The 22,647-nt window shown below is 61.8% G+C and carries 25 protein-coding genes and 1 riboswitch; of the genes, 12 read left to right on the top strand and 13 right to left on the bottom strand.

Annotated features, from left to right (window positions below):
- Window positions 1–116: 116 nt before the first annotated feature.
- Window positions 117–494, bottom strand: a complete 378-nt coding sequence (locus QM797_RS14740; RefSeq protein ID WP_283276384.1) for a hypothetical protein — start codon at window positions 492–494, stop codon at window positions 117–119.
- A gap of 69 nt (window positions 495–563) precedes the next feature.
- On the bottom strand, window positions 564–1,406 hold the full coding sequence (locus QM797_RS14735) for a carbonic anhydrase (protein WP_283276383.1): 843 nt from the start codon (window positions 1,404–1,406) through the stop codon (window positions 564–566).
- 96 nt (window positions 1,407–1,502) lie between these two features.
- Window positions 1,503–1,621: riboswitch (SAM riboswitch) on the top strand.
- Window positions 1,622–1,649: 28 nt separating this feature from the next.
- Between QM797_RS14735 and QM797_RS14730 the strand changes: the two genes are divergently transcribed.
- From QM797_RS14730 to QM797_RS14710, 5 genes are all read left to right on the top strand, one after another.
- Complete coding sequence (locus tag QM797_RS14730; protein ID WP_283276382.1) at window positions 1,650–2,078, top strand: mandelate racemase/muconate lactonizing protein; 429 nt, start codon at window positions 1,650–1,652, stop codon at window positions 2,076–2,078.
- 110 nt (window positions 2,079–2,188) lie between these two features.
- Window positions 2,189–2,470, top strand: coding sequence for an SAV_915 family protein (locus QM797_RS14725; protein ID WP_283276381.1), 282 nt, complete (start codon window positions 2,189–2,191; stop codon window positions 2,468–2,470).
- The gene (locus QM797_RS14720; protein ID WP_283276380.1) at window positions 2,467–2,757 is read left to right on the top strand and encodes a hypothetical protein; all 291 of its coding nucleotides are present in this window, start codon (window positions 2,467–2,469) and stop codon (window positions 2,755–2,757) included. Before QM797_RS14725 ends, QM797_RS14720 begins: the two co-directional genes overlap by 4 nt.
- Complete coding sequence (locus tag QM797_RS14715) at window positions 2,754–3,827, top strand: hypothetical protein (protein ID WP_283276379.1); 1,074 nt, start codon at window positions 2,754–2,756, stop codon at window positions 3,825–3,827. The genes QM797_RS14720 and QM797_RS14715 overlap by 4 nt, the downstream gene beginning before the upstream one ends.
- The gene (locus QM797_RS14710) at window positions 3,814–4,596 is read left to right on the top strand and encodes a hypothetical protein (RefSeq protein WP_283276378.1); all 783 of its coding nucleotides are present in this window, start codon (window positions 3,814–3,816) and stop codon (window positions 4,594–4,596) included. The genes QM797_RS14715 and QM797_RS14710 overlap by 14 nt, the downstream gene beginning before the upstream one ends.
- Window positions 4,597–4,889: 293 nt before the next feature.
- Here the strand turns inward: QM797_RS14710 and QM797_RS14705 are convergent, their stop codons facing one another.
- The 3 genes from QM797_RS14705 to QM797_RS14695 all read right to left on the bottom strand — a co-directional run bounded on the left by QM797_RS14705 (window position 4,890) and on the right by QM797_RS14695 (window position 6,204).
- Entirely contained in the window at window positions 4,890–5,267 is a 378-nt protein-coding gene (locus QM797_RS14705; RefSeq protein ID WP_283276377.1) for a DUF6941 family protein, read from the bottom strand.
- 111 nt (window positions 5,268–5,378) lie between these two features.
- The gene (locus tag QM797_RS14700; RefSeq protein ID WP_283276376.1) at window positions 5,379–5,843 is read right to left on the bottom strand and encodes a nucleoside deaminase; all 465 of its coding nucleotides are present in this window, start codon (window positions 5,841–5,843) and stop codon (window positions 5,379–5,381) included.
- 79 nt (window positions 5,844–5,922) lie between these two features.
- A complete protein-coding gene (locus tag QM797_RS14695; protein ID WP_242640183.1) occupies window positions 5,923–6,204 on the bottom strand; it encodes a helix-turn-helix domain-containing protein in 282 nt (93 codons plus the stop codon).
- A gap of 847 nt (window positions 6,205–7,051) precedes the next feature.
- On the opposite strand from QM797_RS14695, the gene QM797_RS14690 reads away from it, so the two are divergent.
- Window positions 7,052–8,797, top strand: a complete 1,746-nt coding sequence (locus QM797_RS14690) for a TerD family protein (RefSeq protein ID WP_283276375.1) — start codon at window positions 7,052–7,054, stop codon at window positions 8,795–8,797.
- A 217-nt stretch (window positions 8,798–9,014) separates the two neighbouring features.
- Window positions 9,015–9,446, top strand: coding sequence for a hypothetical protein (locus QM797_RS14685; protein WP_283276374.1), 432 nt, complete (start codon window positions 9,015–9,017; stop codon window positions 9,444–9,446).
- Window positions 9,447–9,482: 36 nt separating this feature from the next.
- Here QM797_RS14685 and QM797_RS14680 read toward each other — a convergent pair whose 3' ends face one another.
- From QM797_RS14680 to QM797_RS14660, 5 genes are all read right to left on the bottom strand, one after another.
- A complete protein-coding gene (locus QM797_RS14680) occupies window positions 9,483–11,114 on the bottom strand; it encodes a long-chain fatty acid--CoA ligase (RefSeq protein ID WP_283276373.1) in 1,632 nt (543 codons plus the stop codon).
- 68 nt (window positions 11,115–11,182) lie between these two features.
- The gene (locus tag QM797_RS14675) at window positions 11,183–12,262 is read right to left on the bottom strand and encodes an alpha/beta hydrolase (protein ID WP_283276372.1); all 1,080 of its coding nucleotides are present in this window, start codon (window positions 12,260–12,262) and stop codon (window positions 11,183–11,185) included.
- 36 nt (window positions 12,263–12,298) lie between these two features.
- Window positions 12,299–13,090 (bottom strand): acyl-CoA thioesterase, encoded by a 792-nt coding sequence (locus tag QM797_RS14670; protein ID WP_283276371.1) that lies wholly within the window; start codon window positions 13,088–13,090, stop codon window positions 12,299–12,301.
- Between the two features lie 55 nt (window positions 13,091–13,145).
- Complete coding sequence (locus QM797_RS14665) at window positions 13,146–14,435, bottom strand: MFS transporter (RefSeq protein ID WP_283276370.1); 1,290 nt, start codon at window positions 14,433–14,435, stop codon at window positions 13,146–13,148.
- 81 nt (window positions 14,436–14,516) lie between these two features.
- On the bottom strand, window positions 14,517–15,563 hold the full coding sequence (locus tag QM797_RS14660; RefSeq protein ID WP_283276369.1) for an SDR family oxidoreductase: 1,047 nt from the start codon (window positions 15,561–15,563) through the stop codon (window positions 14,517–14,519).
- A gap of 167 nt (window positions 15,564–15,730) precedes the next feature.
- Between QM797_RS14660 and QM797_RS14655 the strand changes: the two genes are divergently transcribed.
- The gene (locus QM797_RS14655; RefSeq protein WP_371128986.1) at window positions 15,731–15,973 is read left to right on the top strand and encodes an ArsR/SmtB family transcription factor; all 243 of its coding nucleotides are present in this window, start codon (window positions 15,731–15,733) and stop codon (window positions 15,971–15,973) included.
- On the opposite strand, the gene QM797_RS14650 is transcribed toward QM797_RS14655, so the two are convergent.
- A complete protein-coding gene (locus tag QM797_RS14650; protein WP_283276367.1) occupies window positions 15,957–17,438 on the bottom strand; it encodes an SAM-dependent methyltransferase in 1,482 nt (493 codons plus the stop codon). The genes QM797_RS14655 and QM797_RS14650 overlap by 17 nt on opposite strands.
- A gap of 115 nt (window positions 17,439–17,553) precedes the next feature.
- Here QM797_RS14650 and QM797_RS14645 point away from each other — a divergent pair, with 115 nt between their 5' ends.
- A complete protein-coding gene (locus tag QM797_RS14645; RefSeq protein WP_283276366.1) occupies window positions 17,554–18,057 on the top strand; it encodes a hypothetical protein in 504 nt (167 codons plus the stop codon).
- Between the two features lie 17 nt (window positions 18,058–18,074).
- Window positions 18,075–18,854 carry a hypothetical protein gene (locus tag QM797_RS14640; protein ID WP_283276365.1) on the top strand — a complete coding sequence of 260 codons (780 nt, stop codon included), beginning with the start codon at window positions 18,075–18,077 and terminating at the stop codon, window positions 18,852–18,854.
- Between the two features lie 255 nt (window positions 18,855–19,109).
- Here the strand turns inward: QM797_RS14640 and QM797_RS14635 are convergent, their stop codons facing one another.
- Entirely contained in the window at window positions 19,110–20,357 is a 1,248-nt protein-coding gene (locus QM797_RS14635) for a TetR/AcrR family transcriptional regulator (protein ID WP_283276364.1), read from the bottom strand.
- Between the two features lie 173 nt (window positions 20,358–20,530).
- On the opposite strand from QM797_RS14635, the gene QM797_RS14630 reads away from it, so the two are divergent.
- Window positions 20,531–20,791 carry a LuxR C-terminal-related transcriptional regulator gene (locus QM797_RS14630; RefSeq protein WP_283276363.1) on the top strand — a complete coding sequence of 87 codons (261 nt, stop codon included), beginning with the start codon at window positions 20,531–20,533 and terminating at the stop codon, window positions 20,789–20,791.
- Between the two features lie 4 nt (window positions 20,792–20,795).
- Here the strand turns inward: QM797_RS14630 and QM797_RS14625 are convergent, their stop codons facing one another.
- Window positions 20,796–21,449 (bottom strand): DedA family protein, encoded by a 654-nt coding sequence (locus tag QM797_RS14625; protein WP_283276362.1) that lies wholly within the window; start codon window positions 21,447–21,449, stop codon window positions 20,796–20,798.
- 87 nt (window positions 21,450–21,536) lie between these two features.
- On the opposite strand from QM797_RS14625, the gene QM797_RS14620 reads away from it, so the two are divergent.
- Complete coding sequence (locus QM797_RS14620; protein WP_283276361.1) at window positions 21,537–22,556, top strand: SMP-30/gluconolactonase/LRE family protein; 1,020 nt, start codon at window positions 21,537–21,539, stop codon at window positions 22,554–22,556.
- Window positions 22,557–22,647: the final 91 nt, after the last annotated feature.

Below are 22,647 nucleotides of genomic sequence, written 5' to 3'. Positions count from 1 at the left end.
GATTCGGCAACTACGATCTTAATGTACTTTTACTATCCTAAGTGTAGTTAAAACGAACTTGTTTCGAGTGAGAACGAAGCGCTGTGCCACCGAGTCCCCTTCCTGGTCGCTCGGGCTCAGCCGAAGGCGATGCGAAGCCCGACGCTCGCTGTGGCCCCACCGGCGCTGAGGATGAAGTTGTGCCGTCCTTCGTCGCGGAACACCATCTGCATCGGCAGGAACCAGAACCGATTCTCGCCGGTGAAGCCGGCCCCGGGAATCTGCAGGCCCCGCTGATTGACGATGTGTTCGCCGTTCGCGTCGAGCACTTCGAGAGTCGCGGGAAAGTCCTTACCGATGTCGTCGGGTCCCGTCTGTAGCAGAGCGACCAACCGGCATTCGAGCATTCGGGTGTCGCGAGGGACCGTGCATGTATCCCAGACGCCGCCGAGAATGTCGAGCATGTCTTCGCTGACCCGCGCGTACTCGGTGAAGAACAACCCGGTGATGATCATCTGTTACCCCTCTCGGTCAGGACTCGCCTCGAGGTAAATCTACCCATTCCATCCGGCACGGTGCCCGTGTCAGTGTCCTTCGCTGTCGAGTAGAACGCTGCGACTGCCTTGATCCTGCAGCGGCCGCGCGTTCTGTTCGATCACAGATCTGAATTCGTCGAGCTGCTGTTCCGAGGCCTGTACCGGAGTGGTCATGACAATCCACTGCACGCTCTCGGTGCACGGGGGAGTGGTGAGGGATCCGGTGTAGCGCACGTTCGTCCGGTCATTGGGCAGCAGTTGCGAAGGATCGAAGTCATCGAGTTCCGCGGTCTCGTCGACGGCAGGCAACTCGTCGAAGTAGTTCCCCAGTGCCGCGTTGGGTGCGCCCTTGTCGATGAGCACCCCGACAACGGTGATGCTTCCATCATTCGCAGTGTGCACCAGATGCAATTCGGCATCGTGGCGAACGCCGTCGAGTTCGTGCTCGGCCGGTTCGTGAAGATGGAACTGGGTCAACGGAGAGTGCTTACCGTCGACGACCACTTCCGATCCGGGTGTCTCGTCGGCCTGCACCGTGTGAGTGGTGTTCTTCAGCGCGATATCACCTGGCCTGTAATCGAATTCGAGTGCTGGTAGGTCGGCAGGAATTGCGTCGTGCAGGTCTATCGGGGATTGGGCCGACGTGTCGGCGCATGCGCCCCATTGAGGGCTGAGGCTCGACCAGGTTGCGGGACCGAACTCGCCCTCGTACTGGAACTCGGTGGCTTGTTGAGCTCCCGCTTGTTCTGCGGCTGAGGCGGCACTGGACGCAGCGGTCGTAGTGTCTCCGTCGGTCATAGCGGCCGGATCGGTGCTGTCCGAACCTGCGCATCCGGCGAGAAGTAGCGGTGCAGCGGCCGTGGCGAGTGCAGTACGAAACAAACGACGCACGATCCCTCCCTAATCTAATTGCATAGTGCATCTAATAAAATATGTCTATCACACGCCGATGGTGCGTGTCGTACCGCTCGGCTATGGTCGGAGGAGGTTCATGAGTGGCAGCTGTCGGTACCTGGCCGGCTGTCCGGCAACCCCGTCTCCATCGACAGGGTGCCCCAGGGGAAGAACCGGCGCGTCCCGCAACCGCAGGCGCGCAAGTCGATGGAGGGTTGCACCTCCGGGGCGAGGTGAACGATGTCCGGTAGTGACGAACTCGAAGCAGCACAGGCGAAGTGGGAACCCATTCCGCCGGAGCGCCGTCGTGCTTGGTGCCAGACGCTGCTGAGCTATCCGCCGATATGGTTCGGAGTATTTCCGATGCTCGAGACCCGAAGGCTGGTACTCGAGGGTGGATACGCGAACAGTGAAGTCTGGATCGACCTGGCGAAACGTGCTGAAGCAGTGGGCTTCACACCGCAGACGTGGCTGATCTTTCGGCAGAGCCTCGAGCCGGCTTATTTGAAAGATCGGTTCCCGTCGCATCCTGAGGACATGCCAAAGCGGCGTGGGAACGGCGGCGTGGAGACGGTGGTGGTCGACCCCGAAGATTTCTCCGAGTGGCCATGGTTGTTCGAGGCGGGATATCGCGCGGGCGAGGCGACCTGGCAGGCGCTGTCTCGCTGAAGACGCCCACCAGGCCTCCGATAGGGCCGGCCTGTCAGTGGAACCGGCGCAACCCCTACTGCGTCTGATCCTGTGGGGCGGCGATCGGGCCGCGTCGGGGAGGGGCAGAAATGGCAGTTCCAACTGATTTCCCACCAGTGGTCTACGTGCCGTGCGTCGAATCGGTGGCCACTCCGGACGAAGCGACTGTCAGACTGCGGACCACGCGCGATGGGCGATCCGCGTTACTCGTCTGCTCGGCACTGGACCGGCTGCACACCTGCGTAGGTCCGGATGAAGCATGGCTGGTGATGCCGACAGAGCGGCTCGCAACGGTTCGCGAAGGCGCGCCTTTCGATCTCGTATTGCTCGACGTCATCGTCCCGCAGAGTGAGTGGACATCACTCGCATGACGTTGTTCGTGGACCACGACGCCTTGCGGTCCGAAGCCGCACGGTTGTCGGAGACGTCGGCTTACGTGGACGCACTGGCACCGTCGATCCCCGGCAACGTCGATGGAGGAGTAGGAACTGCAGCAATTCTCGGCATCATGTCGATTTTCGTCGAGTCTGCGGGCGAATTGAGTGTGGCACTCGCAGGTTTCGGCGACGCTGTCTCGGAGAGTGCCGATCGCTATTCGGAACAAGACCTGGCCGCGGCCGACCAGGTCAACGCTGCACTGTGGGAGGAGCAGCGATGACCGTCGATACCCACGTGAGCGGCAATCCCGGCTCGGTCCGCGTGGCAGCCGGTTGGCTCCGCGACCAATTCGCGTCGAACATCGACGTCACCGGCGAAAAGATGTATTCCATTCGGAACACCTTGGATTCGGCCTGGGACGGGCCGGCATCTCGACTCGCCTGCGAGAAAATGACTCACGGCGCTCAGCGAACTGCCGAGATGGCGGCAGCGGCCCGCAGCTATGCCTCCGCGATCGATGCCTTTGCCTCCGAACTTCAGAACGCGCACGATCGGATGGCAGATGTTCGGACCGATGCGGCCGCGGCGGGGCTGACACTGAGCGGTGACGTCATCCTCGACCCCGGTTCGGATTCCGAAGCGCATCGCCTTGCGTACGAAGCGGCGTCACACGGTGCCGATGCGGCGCGACAGATCGAGACCCTGGCCGGCGAAACACTGAAGAACGTATGGCTGGAGGTCACCGAGAGATGGTTCCTTATCGCTTCTGACCTACTCGGAGGAGCGGCCGAAAGCCTGGCCTCGAAGCATGTTTCCCTGCTGACGAAGCGCGCGGACGTTCTCGCCGAGGAAGCGGCCAAGTATCTAAGGCTGGCCCAGTCGGCCCCGCCCGGAACTCCTGCTGCTCAGATCTACCGCGATGTCGACGAGTCCAGGGCAGCCCTGCGTAGGAGCGAGAAGTTCAGAGACGTTGCGGATAAAATCGAGACCAGAGCGGGCCGATTCTTTGCAGGACTCGGCGGTGCATTGGCCGTCGGCGGAATCGCCTACGACATCTACGAGGGCAAACCAGTCGATCAGGCCATCGTGTCGGGCGGTCTCGGATTCGGCGCGGCAGTCGCCGCGGGTGCTCTGATCGGCACCGCGATTCCAGTGCCGGGAGTCGGGACCCTGGTTGGTGCGGCCGGCGGTGCGATCGTCGGCATCTTCATTTCCGGCGCTGTCGACACCCTGTACACAGAAGGTTTGGGTAGCGTCGGCGATGCGATCGGTGATGGCGCTGCGGCAGTTGCCGACACGGGGTCGGCAATCGGGGAGTTGGCGACGAGGGCGTGGGATGCGATTTTCTGACGTGCGGCCCAGTGGACTGCGGCGCTGGGTGGCGTCGCCGGGGTCGATGATCGCTCGAAGCGCGATCTTCGGGGTTGCGGCGTTGATTGCTCTGTACTTGTGCGTGGTGAGTGTCGTGGAGGGAATGGTCGCCTCTGCGTTGTCGGCTTTCGGATTCGCTGTGTTTTGCATCAGCACAGTAGCTTTCGCGTGGACCAACGTCCCGTCGGTCAAGACAGGCTCTGACGTCCGCCGATGGGTGCGGGGATCGACTGTGCGCTACAACCCGGTGGGCTTGAGGTTGCTCGTCGTGGTAGTCGTCTCTTTGTCGACCTGCATGATCGCGATGGGTTTCACCTCGGGTGGGGTGGGATGGGTCTTTGCGGCAATGGGATTGTCCATGGCCTCATTCTTGATTCCAATCCTGTTGCGCAAAATCCGCAACGGCTACCTAGGCCTCTCGGACGACGGTATTCGCCACCGCGGCTGGGCATTCGACATCCAGGTCCCGTGGGTGGACATCCGAGACACTGCTGTGGTCATGGAGTCGACCCCGTTGGTTCTGGTGAGGGTCGACGAGTTGGCGAAGATGAACCGGCGCTTCACAACCTTTCTCTGGAGAATCGAAGTTATGCCGAAAGGCAAGTACATCGAACTCGACTGCAGGCGCTTCGACATCCACCCGGAGGCGCTGGAACAGTGGATTCGCTTCTACATCGACAACCCGGAGGCCCGAATCGAACTTGGAACCGCCGCAGCCGCAAAGAGGTTGACGAGCGTCGGTGAATAGCGCGCATGACCGGACTATCGACTACATACAGGGTTCCGGTACGCGGGACCCAAAATCTTTGCGTACGGGATGATCTGACCCTTTTTCCGGAGAACCTATTCGGCGTTCATGGCTGAGCTACGGCCGGTTGGGTTTGCAGTTCGAGGCGGGGATTGAGCCGGAGAGGCACCCTTGCAGGCGTTTTACCGCTGAGAGGGTGGCGCGGGGACATGCCACCGGTAGGTCACGTGCTGTGTACTTTCATTGAGGCACGGCCGAACTACTTCGCAACACGGCTAGTATCGCGCTCTCCGTCAACCGAACGCGATGCGAAGCCCGACGCTCGCTGTGGCCCCACCGGCGCTGAGAATGAAGTTATGCCGTCCTTCGTCTCGGAAGACCATCTGCATCGGCAGGAACCAGAACCGATTCTCGCCGGTGAAGCCGGCTCCGGGGATTTGAAGGCCACGCTGATTGACGATGTGTTCGCCGTTCGCGTCGAGAACTTCGAGAGTCGTGGGGAAGTCCTTGCCGATGTCGTCGGGCCCGGTCTGTAAGAGCGCGATCAGCCGGCATTCGAGCATGCGGGTGTCGCGCGGGACTGTGCAGGTATCCCAGACACCGCCGAGAATGTCGAGCATGTCGTTGGAGGCTCGCGCGTACTCGGCGAAGAACAACCCGGTGATGATCATCGGCTTCGGCTACCTCTTTCGATCGACACTGGCTTCGGAGTGTTCGCGGCACACGGGGTCAACAGTCGCGTCCACAACCCTAAGCGGTGGGTTCGTGTTCGGCTGCGCTGCTCATGCCTCTTCGCCGATGTCTTCGAGCCACAGGCCTGGTCGCTCTGCCAACAAGCGTTCCATCAGTCGCACACAGTCGGGGTCGTCGATGACGTCGACCTGAACCCCATGGTCGCGTAGCAAGCTTTCCGATGTCTCGAACGAGCGGTTCTCACCGATGACGATCCGAGGAATTTCGTACAGCAGAGCGGTTCCCGCGCACATGAAGCACGGGGACAACGTGGTGTAGAGGACAGAGTTGCGATAGACCGAAGCCGGCAGTCGCCCCGCTCGCTCGATGCAGTCGGTTTCTCCGTGACGGATTGCGCTGTCCATCTGGACGCGGCGGTTCCGCCCCACAGCAAGAACTTCGCCGTCGTGAACGAGTGCCGCGCCGATCGGAACGCCGCCTTCTTCCCAGCCGATCTGTGCTTGCTCGATTGCGAGTCCGAGGAAGTACTCATCGGTGCGAGCGGGATCGGTCACGGTTCCTCCTGGGCGTCTGCAAACTGTGAATGCAATCCGTGTCAGTCGACCAGATTGCCAAGGGGCGTGCAGCCTGTTGTCAACGCGGATCGAGCGGCGGCACAGGAATGCCAGATCGATTGTTCAGAGTGATCCTGCAGCCCAGCGCATCCGCAATTGCGATAGCACCATCGAGTTGGACCGAGTCCTTACCGCCTTCGAGAGCTTGGACTGTCGATCGACCAACTCCTGCAAGCAACGCCAGTTCTGCTTGAGTGAGGCGCAATTGATGCCGACGAGCGACGAAGGATTCAGCCAGCTCACTCGAATGCAGTCGGGTTCGTCGTCGCGGGGTGGCCACATTTGCTCCTTGTGCTTGCATCTACATGCATAGAGGAGATTACCCGCGGAAATTGTCGTGTGGAACACGCTTACGCCTGCGTACTAGGGCGTAGCGCTCGATCCGAACGTCGAATCATGCGTTTTCGCGCGGAGTTCCCTGCGATACTGAGCCGACATGGCCTGTGCCGGGGGCGGGTCCAAGCATTCTCGACCGGTTCGGAGTTGCCATGTCCACGAGAACGTTCATTGCAATCACCGCAATAGCTCTCGCTTGCGTGGGCTGCTCCAGCAACCCCAACGAGACACCGAGCGGAGCTGTTTCTGCAACGAGCAGCTCGAGCGCTACTGTGTCGGCATTGCCTAGCTCCACCGTGGTCGCTCCGGCTGCACCTGAGCCGCCGCCCGTTCCTCCGCCCCAACCAGTCACCTACGAGTGCGGAAACTTGGACCTGTATCAATCCGGCACTGCCCTGTACTCAGACGGAACGACAGGGTACGAAGCCGAATGCGACACGTACGTCGCGCCTGCGGCTCCTGAATTGAGATATTGCGATTACGGCGGCACTGCGGTCTTCACCGATGGCTCGTACGCGGTGAACGACCCTAGGTGCGCTGCGACCGCGCCGTCGCCCGAGTCCGGGTACCCGTACAACGAGTCCGAAGATCGAAACGGTGATGGCGTTGTGAATGGGTATGAGCGGTGCGGAGTTCTGTGTGGAGAGGAGCCGACCAGCGGAGACATACAAACGCAGTATGGCTGCGAGCAGGGCTACATCACCGGTCCGCAGTGTGAATAGAGCGACCCGCGATCGGCATTTTCCGTATTGAGGATCGCCCGTACGGCATAGTGACCACCACTGTCCGACGCGGTCGAAGGTGGAAGCTCTGTGAGGAACGCGCTCAGAAGCGGCAGCGACAAGTGGGTCGTCGTCGATGTCGAGACTTCTGGTCTGAAGGCGTCCCGAGATCGGGTACTCAGCGTGGCCGCTCTGACGGTCGACGAGGACGGACGGGTCGGACGCGAACTGTCGACTCTGGTCAACCCGGGCTGCGATCCCGGCCCGGTGCACATCCACAAACTGACGCCCGAACGACTTGCCGGTGCGCCGACGTTCGACATGATCGCCCCGCAACTCATGGATCTGCTGGACGGTCGAACCATGGTCGCGCACAACGCGAGTTTCGACCACGGCTTCTTGAAGCTCGAATCGATGCGTGCGGGCATCGACATGCCGACGAAGCAGCGGTTGTGCACCGTGGCATTGTCGAGGCGACTACAACTCGACACTCCCAACCACAAGCTATCCACCCTCGCCGCGCACTGGAAAGTGTTGCAGTCCAATGCACACGACGCCTACGACGATGCCCGAGTGCTTGCGCAGGTGTTCACTCACAGCGCTCGACTGGCCAGGTCGCTCGAACTTCCCCTTCCCGTCGTCACGTGTACCGAGCGCCTGACTCTGTATCCGGATACCGTTCCTCGCACACATTGCACGTGGGAGAACCCCGGTCCTCTTGCTGAGGACGGCGGTCTGATTCAGGGCATGCGAGTCGTGATCAGCGGCGAGACGCGCATTCCGCGATTGCGTTTGGCCGCTCAGCTCACCGAAGCGGGCTTGGACGTGATGAACTCCGTAAGCCGGTTCACAAGTGTGGTGGTGTGTTCGGATCCCACAACGGAAAGCCGAAAGGTCGAAAGGGCTCGCGCCCATGGCCTTCGGATCGTCTCGGAGTCGGAACTGCGCGACTTACTCCGGGATGTGCAAGCAGGAGCGCCGAAAGGTACTCGGCCGCAGACCCAGCCGAAGCCATCCGTGCACCAGCTCGATCCAGTCGCCAAGCCCTGGCAGACAAAGAGGGTCTTGGTCATGGGTGGTTCGCATGCTGAGTCGGTGCTGATGCGGTCTCGCCTGATCCAACTCGGAGCCACACCGGCTGTGAATCTCAGCGCAGGCGTCACCGACATTCTGATCCTGGACGGCGGCGACGGAGATCCCCGGATGCCAAAGGTGAGAGAGCGGGATCTCACAGTGCTGACACCCGCAGCGATCGACCGTGAGCTGAAGATCGAGGTACCTGCTCCGCTTCCGGCGCGGCGGTCCCGAATCGCCCCGCTGGTGCCGCGTGGTGGTGTCGTCGATCTGGATCCGAGCGTCACCATGCTGACGTTGAACAGTTCGTGGCGGGCCGACGAGTCCGGGCGGGTCGGCGTCGACGTCGTCGCATTCCTGGTCAACGACGACGAATTAGTTTCCAGTGACGAGGATTTCGTGTTCTACAACGCTCCCGCCACGTCTGACGGTGCCGTGTCGATGTCGATCGACGGGGACAGTGAGCAGGGCGTGCGCATCGATCTGGCACTCGTTCCCGAGGAGTGCGTTCGCATCGTCGTCGCCGCAGCCATCGACGGTGACCAGACGTTCGGCGACCTAGGCGCGGTATCGGTGTCGCTCGATGGAGTCGATTCGACGGTCGCCACGGCCGTGCTCGACGCAGCCACGACCGAACAGTCGATGCTGTTGGCAGAGATCTATCGCCGAGGGGCTGGTTGGCGCTTTCGGCCCATCGGGCAGGGCTACGACGACGGATTGGCTGAACTCGCCGTCAGATACGGCGTCGAGGTCGACAGCTAGCTGACCCTCCTCACTTATAAGCGCTGTCCACGCGGTGGGCCGTACCGCTGGCATTCGCCGTCTCATAGGTCTCAGACGACCAAGCTGTCACTGGAGGTGTCTACGCTCGTCACCAATTAATCGGCCGAATGTGTAGGGGGACAAAATGGTGACTCCGTCTGAAGTATCGGCGCTGGTGGCAGTATGCGTGCCGCTCATCGCGACCACTCTCTGGCGAATGCGGGATGAGAATCTCAGCAGCCGCGCGAGGACGCTCGCGCGGGCTTACGAGCGGAAGGAACGGCAATTCGTCTTCGCAGAGAACCTGGAAGCGATGGGTTTGCCCAACGAGGCAGCCAGGTCTCGTTACGACGGACTTTTTGCGTTCTATCGGGTCGGTATGCAATGGAGCTATCGGCAGTCCAATCCGGCCGAGTTCGTAGCAGCCTTCGCCGGAGGGTTGGCCGTTCTCCTGGGTGTCGGCATGGCACTGATAGCTCCTCGGTCGTTACTTACATCGGTCCTCTCAGCCGGCCTGGTCTGCGTAGCCGCGGTGGCTTACGTAGCGTGGGGGTGGTTTGCGTTTCGTGAAGTTCGACGAACCAAGCCTCGAATCGAAGCGTTGGTCGCGGATTTCGCATCGGTGTGCGGTTTGAGGGTGTCGCGCTGAGACGCAGCGAACTTCGACGTGCGGAGAAGTGTTCTCCTACACCAACTCGATGACCTCCAACGCCCCGTCGGCGTGTGAGCTACGCAGCCTCTTCTTGTCGTATTTGCCGACACTGGTTTTCGGGACCTCGTCGATGAAGGTCCAACGTTCGGGCAACTGCCAATGCGCGACGCGACTGTCGAGGAACTCCTTCAGTTCCTCGGCCGTCACCGACGCACCCTCACGGACGACGACGGCCACCAGCGGCCGTTCGTCCCACTTGGCGTCCGGCACACCGATGACCGCGGCCTCACGGACGGCGGGATGCCCCATCACCTGGTTCTCGAGTTCCACCGACGAGATCCACTCGCCGCCGGACTTGATGATGTCCTTGGAGCGGTCGGTCAGCCGGAGGTAGCCGCCCTCGGAGATGGTCCCCACGTCACCGGTGCGCAGCCAGCCGTCGTCGAACTTGTCGTCTGCGTCTGCGTCGGCGCGGTAGTAGCTGCCGGTGATCCACGGGCCACGCACCTCGAGTTCGCCGACGGTCTTGCCGTCCCACGGCAAGACCTCACCGGCATCGCCGACGAGTCGTGCTCGCACTCCGGCGACGAATCTGCCTTGCGTGCAACGTAAGTCGAACTCGTCCTCCGGAGACAGGCCCGCGTCGGGCTTGCCGGAGGTGCCCAGTGGTGAGGTCTCGGTCATGCCCCACGCCTGGGAGATGTGCACGCCGTACTTGTCGTGGAATGCTCGCATCAGACTCGGCGGGCACGCGCTGCCGCCAACCACCACGTCGCGCAGACTCGACAGATCCGCCGGGTGATCCTCCAAATGCACGAGCAGGGCCTGCCAGATCGTCGGAACCGCCGCAGCGGCCGTCGGCCGCAGCGTCGACATCATCTCGGCCAACGGAGCCGGCTGCAGAAATCTGTCGGGCATGATCAGGGACGCACCGACCATCAGCGCCGAATAGGGAAGTCCCCACGACATCGCGTGGAACATCGGCACGATGGCCAACACCTTGTCGGACTGCGCGACTGCCATGGCGTCGGTCATGCATCCCTGCATCGAGTGCAGATAAATCGAGCGATGCGAGTACACGACCCCCTTGGGGTCGCCGGTGGTGCCCGAGGTGTAACACATTGCGGCAGCTGACCGTTCGTCGAGCTCGGGCCAGTCGAACTCCTCCGGCTGACCAGCCAGCAGGTCCTCGTAGCCCAGTACTTCGATACCGTCGGGCGCAGTGACCTGCGCCGGGTCGACCCCGACGACGATGAGATGGCGCACGGTCTCGAACGTCGGCAACAGGGGCGTCAGCAGAGGGAGCAGACTCGCGTCGGCGATGATCACCTGATCCTCGGCATGATTGACGATGTACGTGAGCTGCTCGGGAAAGAGTCGAATGTTCAGCGTGTGCAGCACCGCGCCCATCGCAGGAATCGCCATGTAGGCCTCCATGTGCGGGGCGTTGTTCCACATGAACGTCGCGACACGCTGATCGTCGTCGATGCCGATCGACCGTAGACCGTGCGCCAGTTGCGCTGCCCGCCTGCCCAATTCCCCGAACGTCACCGTAGTGGGGCCGCTGTCTGTCCAGGTGGTGATCTCGGCCGAGGAGTGAATGGACGTCCCGAATCGAACCAGCTGGCCGATGGACAGTGGGGTGTCCTGCATGGTGCTCTTCATCGATCTCGCTCCTGAAGTCTCGGCATACACGTCGTTGTGCTGCGCGTCACACCATGCACGATACGGACTTACTCGGACGCGTGGTCGCGGGTACCTCGGATTCGGGCGTCGACCTCGCGAACGGTGTCCCGATAGATGTCCGACGCGGGATCGATGACCGCGAAGTGACCACCCGGTCCCTCGACGTAGTCGACCGAATCCGGGCCAGCTGAAGCGGCGGCGTAGTACGCCCGACTGATCTCGAGCAGGTTGGGGTCGTCCGACACCGCACTCACCACCAGATGAGGGACACCGAGCGGAAGCCGCGAGATCGGAGACGATGCCTCGTACGTCTCCTGCGCACCGGCAAATCGCGCGCCGATCGCATTCGACACCGCACCCTCGCCCAGCCAGCGCTCATCACCGACCCGCAGATCGAGTACGCCGGCCAGGCTCACCGCAAGGGCAGGTGTCACCGGCTTCCCGACGAAATCTGCCGCGACTCGCAGTGCGAGCTGACCGCCCGCTGAATGGCCGAACAGAACTACTCGAGACAGATCCAGATCACCAGGTGCGGTCTCCAAGGCAGCGAGGGCGGACGCGACGTCGCCGGTCGTCGCATCCCATCCGTGTTCGTCGGGGCGACGGTATTCGATGTTCCAGGTCGCGAAGCCACGCTCCGTCAGATCGACGGCCATCGCGTCCATCAGATCGAACTCCCACCGTGAACGCCAGTACCCACCATGAACGAGCACGGCAACGGGGAAGGGCCCATCACCGCCTGGCACGCGCAGTTCGGCGCGTTGCTCCGGGTGATCCCCGTACGACACGATCGTGCCGGGGTGGAAGCGGTGGAAATACACGCTGTCGATTGCGAATCGCAGCCCGTCGAGCCCACGGCCGCGAATATGAGTGCGGATGCTTGGGGACCTGTCCGGTGCGCACTGCCCCAGGTCGACTCGAACGACACTGCTGTAGGACGACGCATCGACGGGGATTCTGTCGCCGGGAACAGCGATCACCTCATCGGATCCGGTTGCGGCGTCCACGATTCCGCCGGACAGCCCGCGTGCATCGAGAGCCCTGGCCACCAGTTCTTGCGCGGTAGCGAGATCGGCGAATACTCCAGGCGCGGCAATGATGTCGATGTGCTTCGAGACGTCGTTCATGGGTTTCACGCTACCCAGCCTGCCTGCAAGCAGGCTTCACACCTTGTAGTAGACCACCTGGTGGCTGGTGGCCAGCAAACTCCCGTCCTCGGTCCACAATTCCGCTGTCTGGTCGAAGTAGCCCTGATGGAAGCGGCGCGCTCGAGCGGTGCCGAGGATATATCCGTCGGCGTGCTGCTCGAGATCCTCGGGCGTCGCGAAGTAGTGGGTCGTCAGGGAAATGGTGCCCGCCGGAACGTACTTGCCGAGGCGCTGGAAGATCCGCGGATAGAACACATCGCTGAGCGAGGTCAGGGCAGCGAAGTCCAGCGGCCGCGGCGGGGTATCACGAATCCACAGGGTCTCTGTCGAGTCTGCTGATTCCTGATCGCTCAGTGCGCCTGCCACGAAACGCATCTCGTAGTTCCGAGCCCACGCGATGGCATCGGGAAACCCGCCCTGCTTCGTGTCGGCGGGGGAGGGAACGGCTGGGGCCGTTGCCTCGATGTTGTCCCAGGTATCGCGTCGAGCACCGAACACCGCTGTTGCGGTCGTGGCCACCGCACCGTTCTGCGTCAGTTCGAGATACCAGTGCTGGTTGCTTCGGTTGGTCCGCACCGGGCGGGCGGAAATCTCGAAATCGCCCTCGGCAACCGGTCCGGCGAAATTCACAGTCAGTGAGACCGGCGTTCCCAGGCGTTCCGGGTGCAGTTCGATAGCACGGATGAACGTCGCCGCGGTGACGCCACCGAACGGGCCGACCATGTTGTTGTACGGCGGCGACGTCTTTCCGTTGTAGGTGCCGTCGCCGACTACTTCGAGCGCGACTGCCTCGTCGAACGGATGCATGGTTCTCCTACTGCCTCGGACGGTGTGTGCCATCCGATCGTAGTGTCGTCGGCATTCAGTCCAGGTCCTGGCCGCGCTTTTCCGGCATCCACACCATCGTCAGGAACGAGATCACAGCGGCGGCAGCGAGATAGTAGAAGAACCAGTCGGCGTGGCCCGCCTCGGACAAAGCGTTGACCAGTAGGGGAGCGGTGCCGCCGAAGAGCGCAACGGTGAGGTTGTACCAAGCTCCGATACCTACGCCTCGAAGCTCTGCCGGGAAGGCCTCGGCCAGAACGGCAGGAATGATGGCCGAGCACATCGCGAACAGCAGCAAGCCGACGCAGAAGACGATCAGCAGTTTGACGAACGACGGCCCGATCAGCTTGGAGAGCGGGATGATCAGAATCGCGAACAGCGCAGCGTAGGTGAGCAATTGCGGCTTCCGGCCGATGCGGTCCGCGAGGGCGCCCATCGGGTACTGCAACGCGACGAACATCGCGGTGGCGATCGACAGCGCCACGAATACGTCGTTCGCATCGGCCCCACGCTGTTTGACGGCGTAGGGCGTCATCGCGGAGAAGAACGTGTAGTAGGCGAGGGTTGCGAGGAGAACGAAGCCGACGACCTGGAGGACCGCACGAGGGTGGTATTTCATGGTCATCCACAACGGGTTTCGTACGGCCCTCGCCTTGACTGCGTTGCGCTCCTGGTTGTCTGCCTCGGCCATACCGCGTCGCATCCACAGTCCGACGACCCCCAGCAGACCGCCGATGAGGAACGGAACGCGCCAGCCCCAGGAGCTCAGTTGCGCGTCGTCGAGCGCGAAGGTCAGGTACGCGCCGAGCAATGAAGCGAGGAGAATGGCTGTGCCGGTAGAGATGTAGTAGAAGGACGAGTAGCGGCCCCGTCTGTCGTTCGGGGCGATCTCGGCGAGGTAGGCCGACGCATTGGAGACCTCACCGCCCATCGACATGCCCTGCACGATCCGGGCCAGCAACAGCAGAATCGGAGCGATCCAGCCTGCGACGGCGAAGGTGGGCAGAACGGCGATCGCGAACGACCCACCCGACATCATCGCGATCGTCAGGATCATCGCCTGGCGTCGGCCCTTCAGATCGGAGAAGCGTCCGATCAACAATCCGCCGAGTGGCCGGAAGAAGAAAGCCACCGAGTACGTGGCCAAGGTGCTCAGTAGCGCCAGAGCCGGGTTGTCGCCGGAGAAGATCTGAGTGGCGAAGTAGATCGAGAACGTCGCGTAGACCGTCCAGTCGTACCATTCCACCGCGTTGCCGATACTTACTGCCAGCAGTTGCTTCTTGGGCATCACGTGCCGGGTGGACGTCGATTCGGACTTCACTGACATGGCGATCTCCTCATCCTGTACCGACACTGGCAGCCTATGCGGCCGTTGCCGTCCGGGTGCGGAATCAGGACCGGCGTGTGGTTACGGGATGATGCGCTGTCTCCTCAGATCGGCGACTATTCCGGCGAACATCGCGTCGGTGTCCACGAAACGATGAAAGCCCATGCGGCGCGCCTTGGAACCGTCGGAGATGACGTCGTAGTCCCAGGAGAACACGAAATCACCGAAACTCCAGGAAGATACATCGCGGTAGGGAGTGGGCTTCAGATCGTGCTCGGCAACGATCGAATTCCACAGCGGCTCTTTGTCGGCCATCACATCGGCCAACGACATCGGCAATGGCGTGGCGGTATCGACCTCGAAGAGGTTCGCGATGCGAGGCCACATGTCGCTCCAGCGGAAGAGGTCTCCGTTGGTGATGTTGAACGCCTGGTTCGCGCAGTCGGGAGTGGTTGCGGCCCATACGGTCGCTTCGGCGAGCAACGATGCATCGGTCATTTCCAGCAGTGATCCGAACGCACCGGGCTTGCCCGGGAATCGCATCGGTACGCCCAGCTTCTTGCACATGGTTGCGTAGACCGCGATGACCGTGGCCAGATTCATCGGATTTCCCAGCGCCACACCGCACACCACGGATGGCCGGATAGCCGACCAGGTCCATCTTTTGCCGACCTGGCGGGTTTCGAGGAAGTGCTGTTGGTCGACGTTGAACTCGGGCGGCATGTGCGGCGGATCTGATTCGCGGGCAGGCGTTGTGAACGGGCCCAGATGCGCGCCGTATACCTTGTATCCCTGCATCAGGCTGACGTGTTCCAGATTCGGTGAGCTGTCCTCGATCACGGTGACCACGTTGACGAGCATCTCGAGATTGGGAGACACGAGCTCGGCCCACGTGGGGCGTTCCTGATACGCGGCGTAGAAGATGTGTGTGACGTCCGTCAGGTGCGAGAGCCGGCGTCGAGTCTCCTCGCCATCGAGAAGATCCACCGCAATGTGCTGGACGCGTTCGCTGTCGATACCTCCGCGGCGTGACAGACCGATGATGTCCCAATCCCCGCTTCGCTGCAGGTGGGCGACGAGATTTCCGCCGATCACTCCGTTGGCCCCCACGACTACTGCTCGTTGCATGAGCTACTCCTTATCCGGATATCGCGATATTGCGATGTGTGGACAAGTAGACCATAGATCGGGATATTGCGATATTGGAGTACCCTCTCAGGGTGGCTGACGAATTGGACCCCGCGGAGCTTGCGGCAGTGTTCGGTGCCCTCGGTAACCCGGCGCGATTGGCGATCATGCAATGGCTCAAGGACCCGAGCGATTTCCCGCCGCAGCTCGAACCGGCCGAACAGGTAGGGGTGTGCCTCAAGCACATTCAATCCAGAGCAGGCGTGTCTCAATCCACGGCCTCGCAGTACATGGCGGTACTACAACGCGCCCACCTGGTGACGAGCACCAAAATCGGGCCCTGGGTGCACTACAAACGCAATGCCGAATACCTCGATCGACTGGCCGAGACAATCAAGACCGATCTGTGAAGGCATCGATGGCCTGATCGACCGCGCTGCCGTTCGGATGCACAGTCAGGGCTCGAGATCGCAATGTGTCCTGCTCGGTTTCGCGAGCGATGGCCGAGAGGTCGATGCGTTGGAGGAGCTTCTTCGTTACCGGTCGTTTGCTGTCCCAAAATGCCAGGGCGGCAATGAGATCGGTGGCTTCCGGTCCGGTCAGTAGCGCGTACGCGACTGCGCAGGCTGCAGGGTCCTCGAAGGGGAGTAGGTACGTGGCATCGTCGAACACCGCTGGTTTGCCGTCGTAGGGGCCGACCATCCTGAACTGTGGAATCTTGTGGAACCCGGAGATCGCAATCTTGTAGGGAGCGAATGTGTACGGGCCGACACCGAAGATGCAGAAACGGGCCCTGTTGCGATAGATCGACGACTTCCGCCCGTCGAGCGCGGTGGCATTGTCGGTCAGGTACTTCCACAGCTTCGGTGCAGTCGGCGCAAGTAGCTCGGTGTCGTCACCGGTATGCGATTGCGGAACGATCATCCAGCGCGACACCACGTCCAGCTTGTCGCGGTAGACATCGGTGCACTTGAACAGTGGGAACAGGTAGTCGGGTTCGATGTCCACGCTGCCTCCCAGTTTGGTTCGTGGACCGTCGTTTTCGATCAACTCCATCACCGCGGCGGCGTCGTGCTTGATGCCCTGCCGCCAGGTGAGTGGGCTGGCACCGTCGAATTGCTTGCTGCGCTGGTACGCATCGACGTTCGCGACGAGTTGGCCGTCGACGACCCCGATTTTGTTGTCCGGTTGTGACGCATCGATGCTCGGATATGTCTGCGCGGTGTAGTCGGCCTTGCCCGGCCCGAGTTCCACGGTGAACCAGCAGGCATCGACCCCTGCGTCGAACCATTTCTTCGCATCGATGATTCGTAGACTCGAACCGGTCACCGGCAGTTGCTGCTGCGCACAGTGCAACAGAACATTGCGCGCGACCTGGGTCTTGCAGATCATCGCGATGGTCACCGGGCTATCGCTGAACTCGGTGAGGAGTTTGATCCAGATGTATTCTGCGATATCGAAATTCGAGCTGCCGGTGATCGCGTCGATTCCGCGGGCGTTCTTGGTGTTCGCGCGGGTAGGACGATTGGCGGAATCGAGCACCGACAGTTGAGAGTTGGTCACCCACGGTGGGTTTCCGATGACAAGGGTCGGGCCTGGCTCCGATGTCCAGTCGACATCGGACGCCAGGTCGAAGTCGAAGATCGACGCAGTGATAATCCTGGCGAATTGTGATGCAGACGAGGCATACTCGGGCTGCACCTCGACCCCGACGCGCTCTGCTTCGGGGTGACTCCGGGCAATCACCGACAGGAAGTTCCCGACACCGCAGGTGGGTTCGAGAACCCGGGTCCACTCGCGACGCGGCAGGGTGTTCACCAACGCGCGCGCCAACTCGATCGGGGTCTGGAAGTCCCCGAACTCGTTGTTGGGCATCGGTGCCTCCGGCAGTGGTGCGGATAGGTGCCTTCGGTGGCACAGGAGCATAGCCTGCGGAGCTACCCACAGACTCAGCACCACGCCACTGTCGCAGGCACTAAAGTGAACTGGGATGAAGCTCTCTCGCGCTGCCTCACTGCTGTCCAGTCTCGTCTTCATCGGTAGCCTCGTCTGGGTCGCCGTCACCGCGGGCGACGAGATACCCGCGCACTTCGACGGATCCGGTCAGGTGGATCGGATGGACTCGAAGCTGTCGTTCCTCCAGACGATGGGCGGCACCGGGTTCGTCATGATCGGATTGTTCGTCAGCGTCGGTTGGTGGCTGCCGAAGCTTCCGGCACAGATGGTGAATCTGCCGAGTAGACGACTGCACGAGTACTGGACTTCCGCCGAGAATCGACCCGAACTGAATCGCAAGATGTCCGAGGACCTCGATTGGATCGGTGTCGTCACCGCAATGCTGTTCGCGTGGATATGCGTCGTTGCTGGCACGACCACTGGTGCGTCGGTGAGCGTCTGGGTCTTCGTGGTGCCGACTGTGCTTTATGTGGTGGCGATTCTGGGATACGCGGCCTTCGTGTTCATGGGCAGTCGTTACCGTATTCCGAAGGACTGACTGAGTGGGGAGTGGACATGGGATGGAACCCGTTCGATCGGCGGTCGAAGGATCAGCGCGCGATCGACGGCGCATTGGTCGACCTCGGCAAGCCGGCGTGGCGTGGTGCGCATGGCCACTTCGTCCGAGATGCACTCACCTCCTGGCGTCTTGCTGCCACCTCGACTCTGCATGATCCCCCGACTGCGACCAGGCTCGACAGAGTGCGCAAGGTCGTAGATCGGGAGCCGGCAAGTCGAGGACAGGCCGACATCGCCGAACTCGAGAGCCTCCGTAAGACGGTCACCGGCAGTGTCGTCTACGTCGTCGCTGCTCTGGCCACTGCTATCGAAGGCCTAGCGGCGTGGACGGCGGATGACGTAGCGCATCGGATAGTGCGCATCGACCTGTCTGCGGAAGTGGCCTCGGTAGCGCGCAGTGCAGGGCTGCTGCAGGCTGCCTTCGATCGTCTCGGTGGCCCACCATCGGGTCATCTCGCCAAAGATGCCGAGGTGCAAGCGATGTACGCCCGACGCACCGAAGCACTCGCCGATCGCCAGCGCACCCTGATACTGCGATTGACTGCCTTGCGCTCGTATCTGGACGGACTGATGGACATCGAGAAGGAACTCGAGAAGATGCGGTGGATCGAGCATCACGGGTCTCCGGACTTCGCCGAACTCGAGGAGCGCGAGAGCGATGAGCTGGCGTCCTTGAATCTCAGTGCAGCGCGTGACCTGTTCGACGAGGCGACCGATCGCATCGGAGTGCAATTGCGCGAGGCGGCAGAAAAGCTCGGGGATACCGGCAAGCGCTGAGGTGGGTATCAGTTGGATATACCAAACCTTAGGGAAATAAGGTTTGGTATATCCCGTCGATGGCAGATGATCAGGACGCGAGCCGATGGCCCGCGGTCGAATTCGAGAGTCGACAAGCTGGCCGAGGCGGACATACTGCACCAGACATCGAAGGGGCGACGAAACCGGGTATGGCAGGCAGATGAGATTCTCGCTGCGCTCGACCGCTTCGCCGACGGAATTCGGCGGGTACGATGACCCGCACTCGGTCGTTGCTCAGTGCGCACCGAGGCCGTCGAGGAGAAGTTCAGCGACGAAGTTCGCGTTGTCCTGCGGGCTGTTCTGTCGTCGTGTGAAGCACCGCATCAGCAGAGTATTGGTGATGCCCGCTGCGAGATCGACTGGGCTCGAGCTCTTTCGGAAGATTCCGCCGTCCTGACCCCGCGCGATGACCGGTGCAATGATCGCCGGCAGGTTGAGCTTCTCCTTGATCGAGATCAATCCCTCCGGCTCGCCGTACGTGTCGTGTGCGACGGCGACGAGGAGAGCGTCCATGAATTCGAGTTCGTCGGCGGCGAGCTGCGCGCACCGCAGCATGTGATGTCGCAGAATCGTGAGCTCGTCGAGGCCCAGTAACTGGTCGTCGGCTACAGACTCGCGAAGACGATCGACTCGATTCTGCAGTGCTGCCACGATGAGGGACGGCTTGGTCGGAAACAGCGTCTTGCAGGCCGCCCTCGGCACTCCTGCAATGTCGGCGACGTCGTCCATACTCGTCATGAAGTAGCCGCGCTTTCCGAACTCGTCGCGCGCCGCGGTGACGATCGCCGCACGCGGATCTCGAGGGAGTGGGCGGTCCTCTACCGGTACACCGACTTCCCTCACGACGTCATCGAGGTGCTGATGATGTCCCGACGTGTCGACGACGGCCCCGAGGAAGGCAAGTATCGCGTCGGACATCACATCGGCCGATACGGATTTGTCGCCCACCTGACTGCGGATGCGAAAGCCGTCGATGATGGCGTTGACTGTCACGGCGAACGATCGGGCCGTGAAGGGACGGCGAAAGGCCCCACCGTCGGGATCGAACAATGCCTCGAATGCGTCCAGTACGGCTTGGTCTCGGACGCTGTAATTACTGGCGAGGGTCGGAGAAGACGGCCCGCTGAAAACGTGGTCGAGAAGAGACTCGGTGATGCTCCTTCGGTCGACGAGTGCCGGAAAGTAATGCGCAACGAGCGCCGACACCGTCGCGCGAATCGATGCACTGCTGTCGGTCGCCTGCGTGCGAACAGTCTGGTGAACGTCGGTGGGCAGTGTTGTGCGGGAAAGACGCTCGATGATCTTGTCGAGAAAGTCGGACTTGGTGCTGAACTTGCGGAAGAACGTCGCCGTCGACGAGTCGGATGCGTGGACGACGTCCTCGACGCGCACACCGCGTTCGAGAATCCTTCGAGGATCCGCGACCAACAATGTGACAGCTGCCTCGACAAAATGGGTGGCAGTCGCGTCGAGCTCGTTCATAGGGACGGACTTTACCGAGGTGAGGCCGACCGCGACGGTGGCGGTGACAGTATTCACTCTCGGTTGAGAGCCACCTCGGTCATTCGTCGGAGTGACGCCACGGAGCGAGTGCGGTGTCATTGGCGGTGATCGCACCGCCGGGACAGCGGTGGTGCCCGAACTCAATGATCTCCATGACAGTTCTCGACATCCGCATCGGCGACGCCCCCGATCCACGGCTCAGCGCTCGTGAAATCGAAGTACTCACCGCCTGGCTCATCTCGGATTCCAAAGCGGAGGCATCGCGCTCGCTCTATCTCTCGATGGGAACCGTCAACACACATCTGACTCGCATCAGAGCCAAGTACACGGCAGTGGGACGAACGGCACCGACAAAAGCGACGTTGCTGGTACGTGCTCTGCAGGACGGTTTCATCGATATCGACGAGCTGTGAGGAATTACCGCACCTCGACGCGCCTGGACTTCATCTTTTTCACCACGAACCACGCGATCAACGCCACAACGATGCCGATGACGACGTACTGGAACACCGAGGCGTAGTTCTCCACGTAGTGCCAGTTCTCGCCGAAGAAGTAACCAGCGAGCACGAAGATCGAGTTCCAGATCAAGCTGCCGAGGGTGGTGTAGAGCAAGAATTGCAGAATTGGCATGCGCGACACCCCGGCCGGGATGGATATGCCCGAACGGACCACCGGGATCATGCGGCCGAAGAACACTGCCGATCGGCCGTGGCGAGTGAACCAGTCGTCGGCCTTGGTCAGATCCTCGGTGCCGACGAACGGGATCTTCTCGACGATGGCGTACATCCGGTCACGTCCGAGCTTGATGCCGAGCCAGTACAGAACCAAGGCACCGACGACCGAGCCTGCCGTCGTCCAGAACAACGCACCGAACAGAGTCATCCCGCCCTGCGATGCTGTGAATCCCGCCAGCGGCAGGATGATCTCGCTGGGCAGCGGCGGGAAGAAGTTCTCGGCGGCCACCGCGATACCTGCGCCGGGACCACCGATGGCCTCCATCAGACCCACTGCCCAACCGGCAATTCCTCCGAGTTCGGTGTCGGCTGCGGCAAGGGTGGAGAGGTCGCTCATGACAACGACTGTACGAAACAGATCAGCACCGAATTGCCTCACCAGCAAAAATGCCAGGAAATTGAGGCATATGGAACACTCGATCGTGTGAACCGAGTCTCTCGAGTAATCCCTGCTGTTGCCGTCGCCACACTGCTGCTGAGTGCCTGCGGGTCCTCGGATTCGGCGGAGCCGGCAACGAGTACTACGGGCAACTCCACCGCTTCGGCGTCGACGTCGCAGAGTTCGAGTTCCGCGACGACCTACAACCTGCCCGGAACCGGAGTGTTCCCCGAAGGCATCACCGCCGCCGACGACACGTTTTACGTGACATCCACCTCCGACGGTGCAGTGTTCCGCGGAACCGTCGGATCCCCGGATGTCTCGGTATTCTCTCCCGGCGGTGCGGACGGGCGTACCGGTGCTGCAGGACTCGACGTCACCGATGACGACGATCGCGCCGACTACTTGGTGATCGCGGGCGGAGCCACCGGCAAAGTGTGGGTATACGACGCCGACTCCGCTGCGCTGGTGGCCACCTTCACCAACGGGCTCGGCACCGACGCGACGTTCCTCAACGACGTCGCGATCGCCGACAATGGCGATGCCTTCGTGACGGACTCACGCAGCCCGGCGCTGTACCGCATTCCCCTCGAGCAGATGACTGCCGGGACGCAGGATGGACCCCTGGAAACTTTCGTGAGCTTCGATGGCACTCCGTTTGCATACGGAGAGGGGTTCAATGCGAACGGCATCGTCGAGAACGACGACGAATCGGCGTTGATCGTCGTGCAGTCGAGCACCGGAAATCTGTATCGGATCGACAAGACCTCCAAGGAGGTCACCCAGGTCGATCTCGGCGGAGCAACACTCATGAACGGCGACGGCATGGAGACCGACGACGACACCCTTTACGTCGTCCGTAATCGCGACGGTCTGATCTCGAAGGTCGACCTCGACGACGACGGCCGACGCGGATCGATCACCGGCGAGATCACCGACGCATCGTTTGCCTACCCCACAACCGTTGCAGCAGTGGATGATCGACTGCTGGTTGTGAACAGTCAATTCGACAAGCGCGGGGGCGAGCCCGTCGAGCCGTTCACCGTCAGCTCTGTTCCGGAGTAGAGCGGCTTCGCCGCATGTGCACGAAAGTTCGTAGCAGAGACCGAGGTTCCGCGCACCACGATCGATCGGCGAGAACCGCTGTACACGCGCT

Source organism: Rhodococcus sp. IEGM 1381 (assembly GCF_030056795.1).
Classification (GTDB): Bacteria; Actinomycetota; Actinomycetes; order Mycobacteriales; family Mycobacteriaceae; genus Rhodococcoides.
The sequence above is the reverse complement of the archived record's forward strand: the minus strand, read 5'-3'. Positions and strand labels throughout refer to the sequence as shown.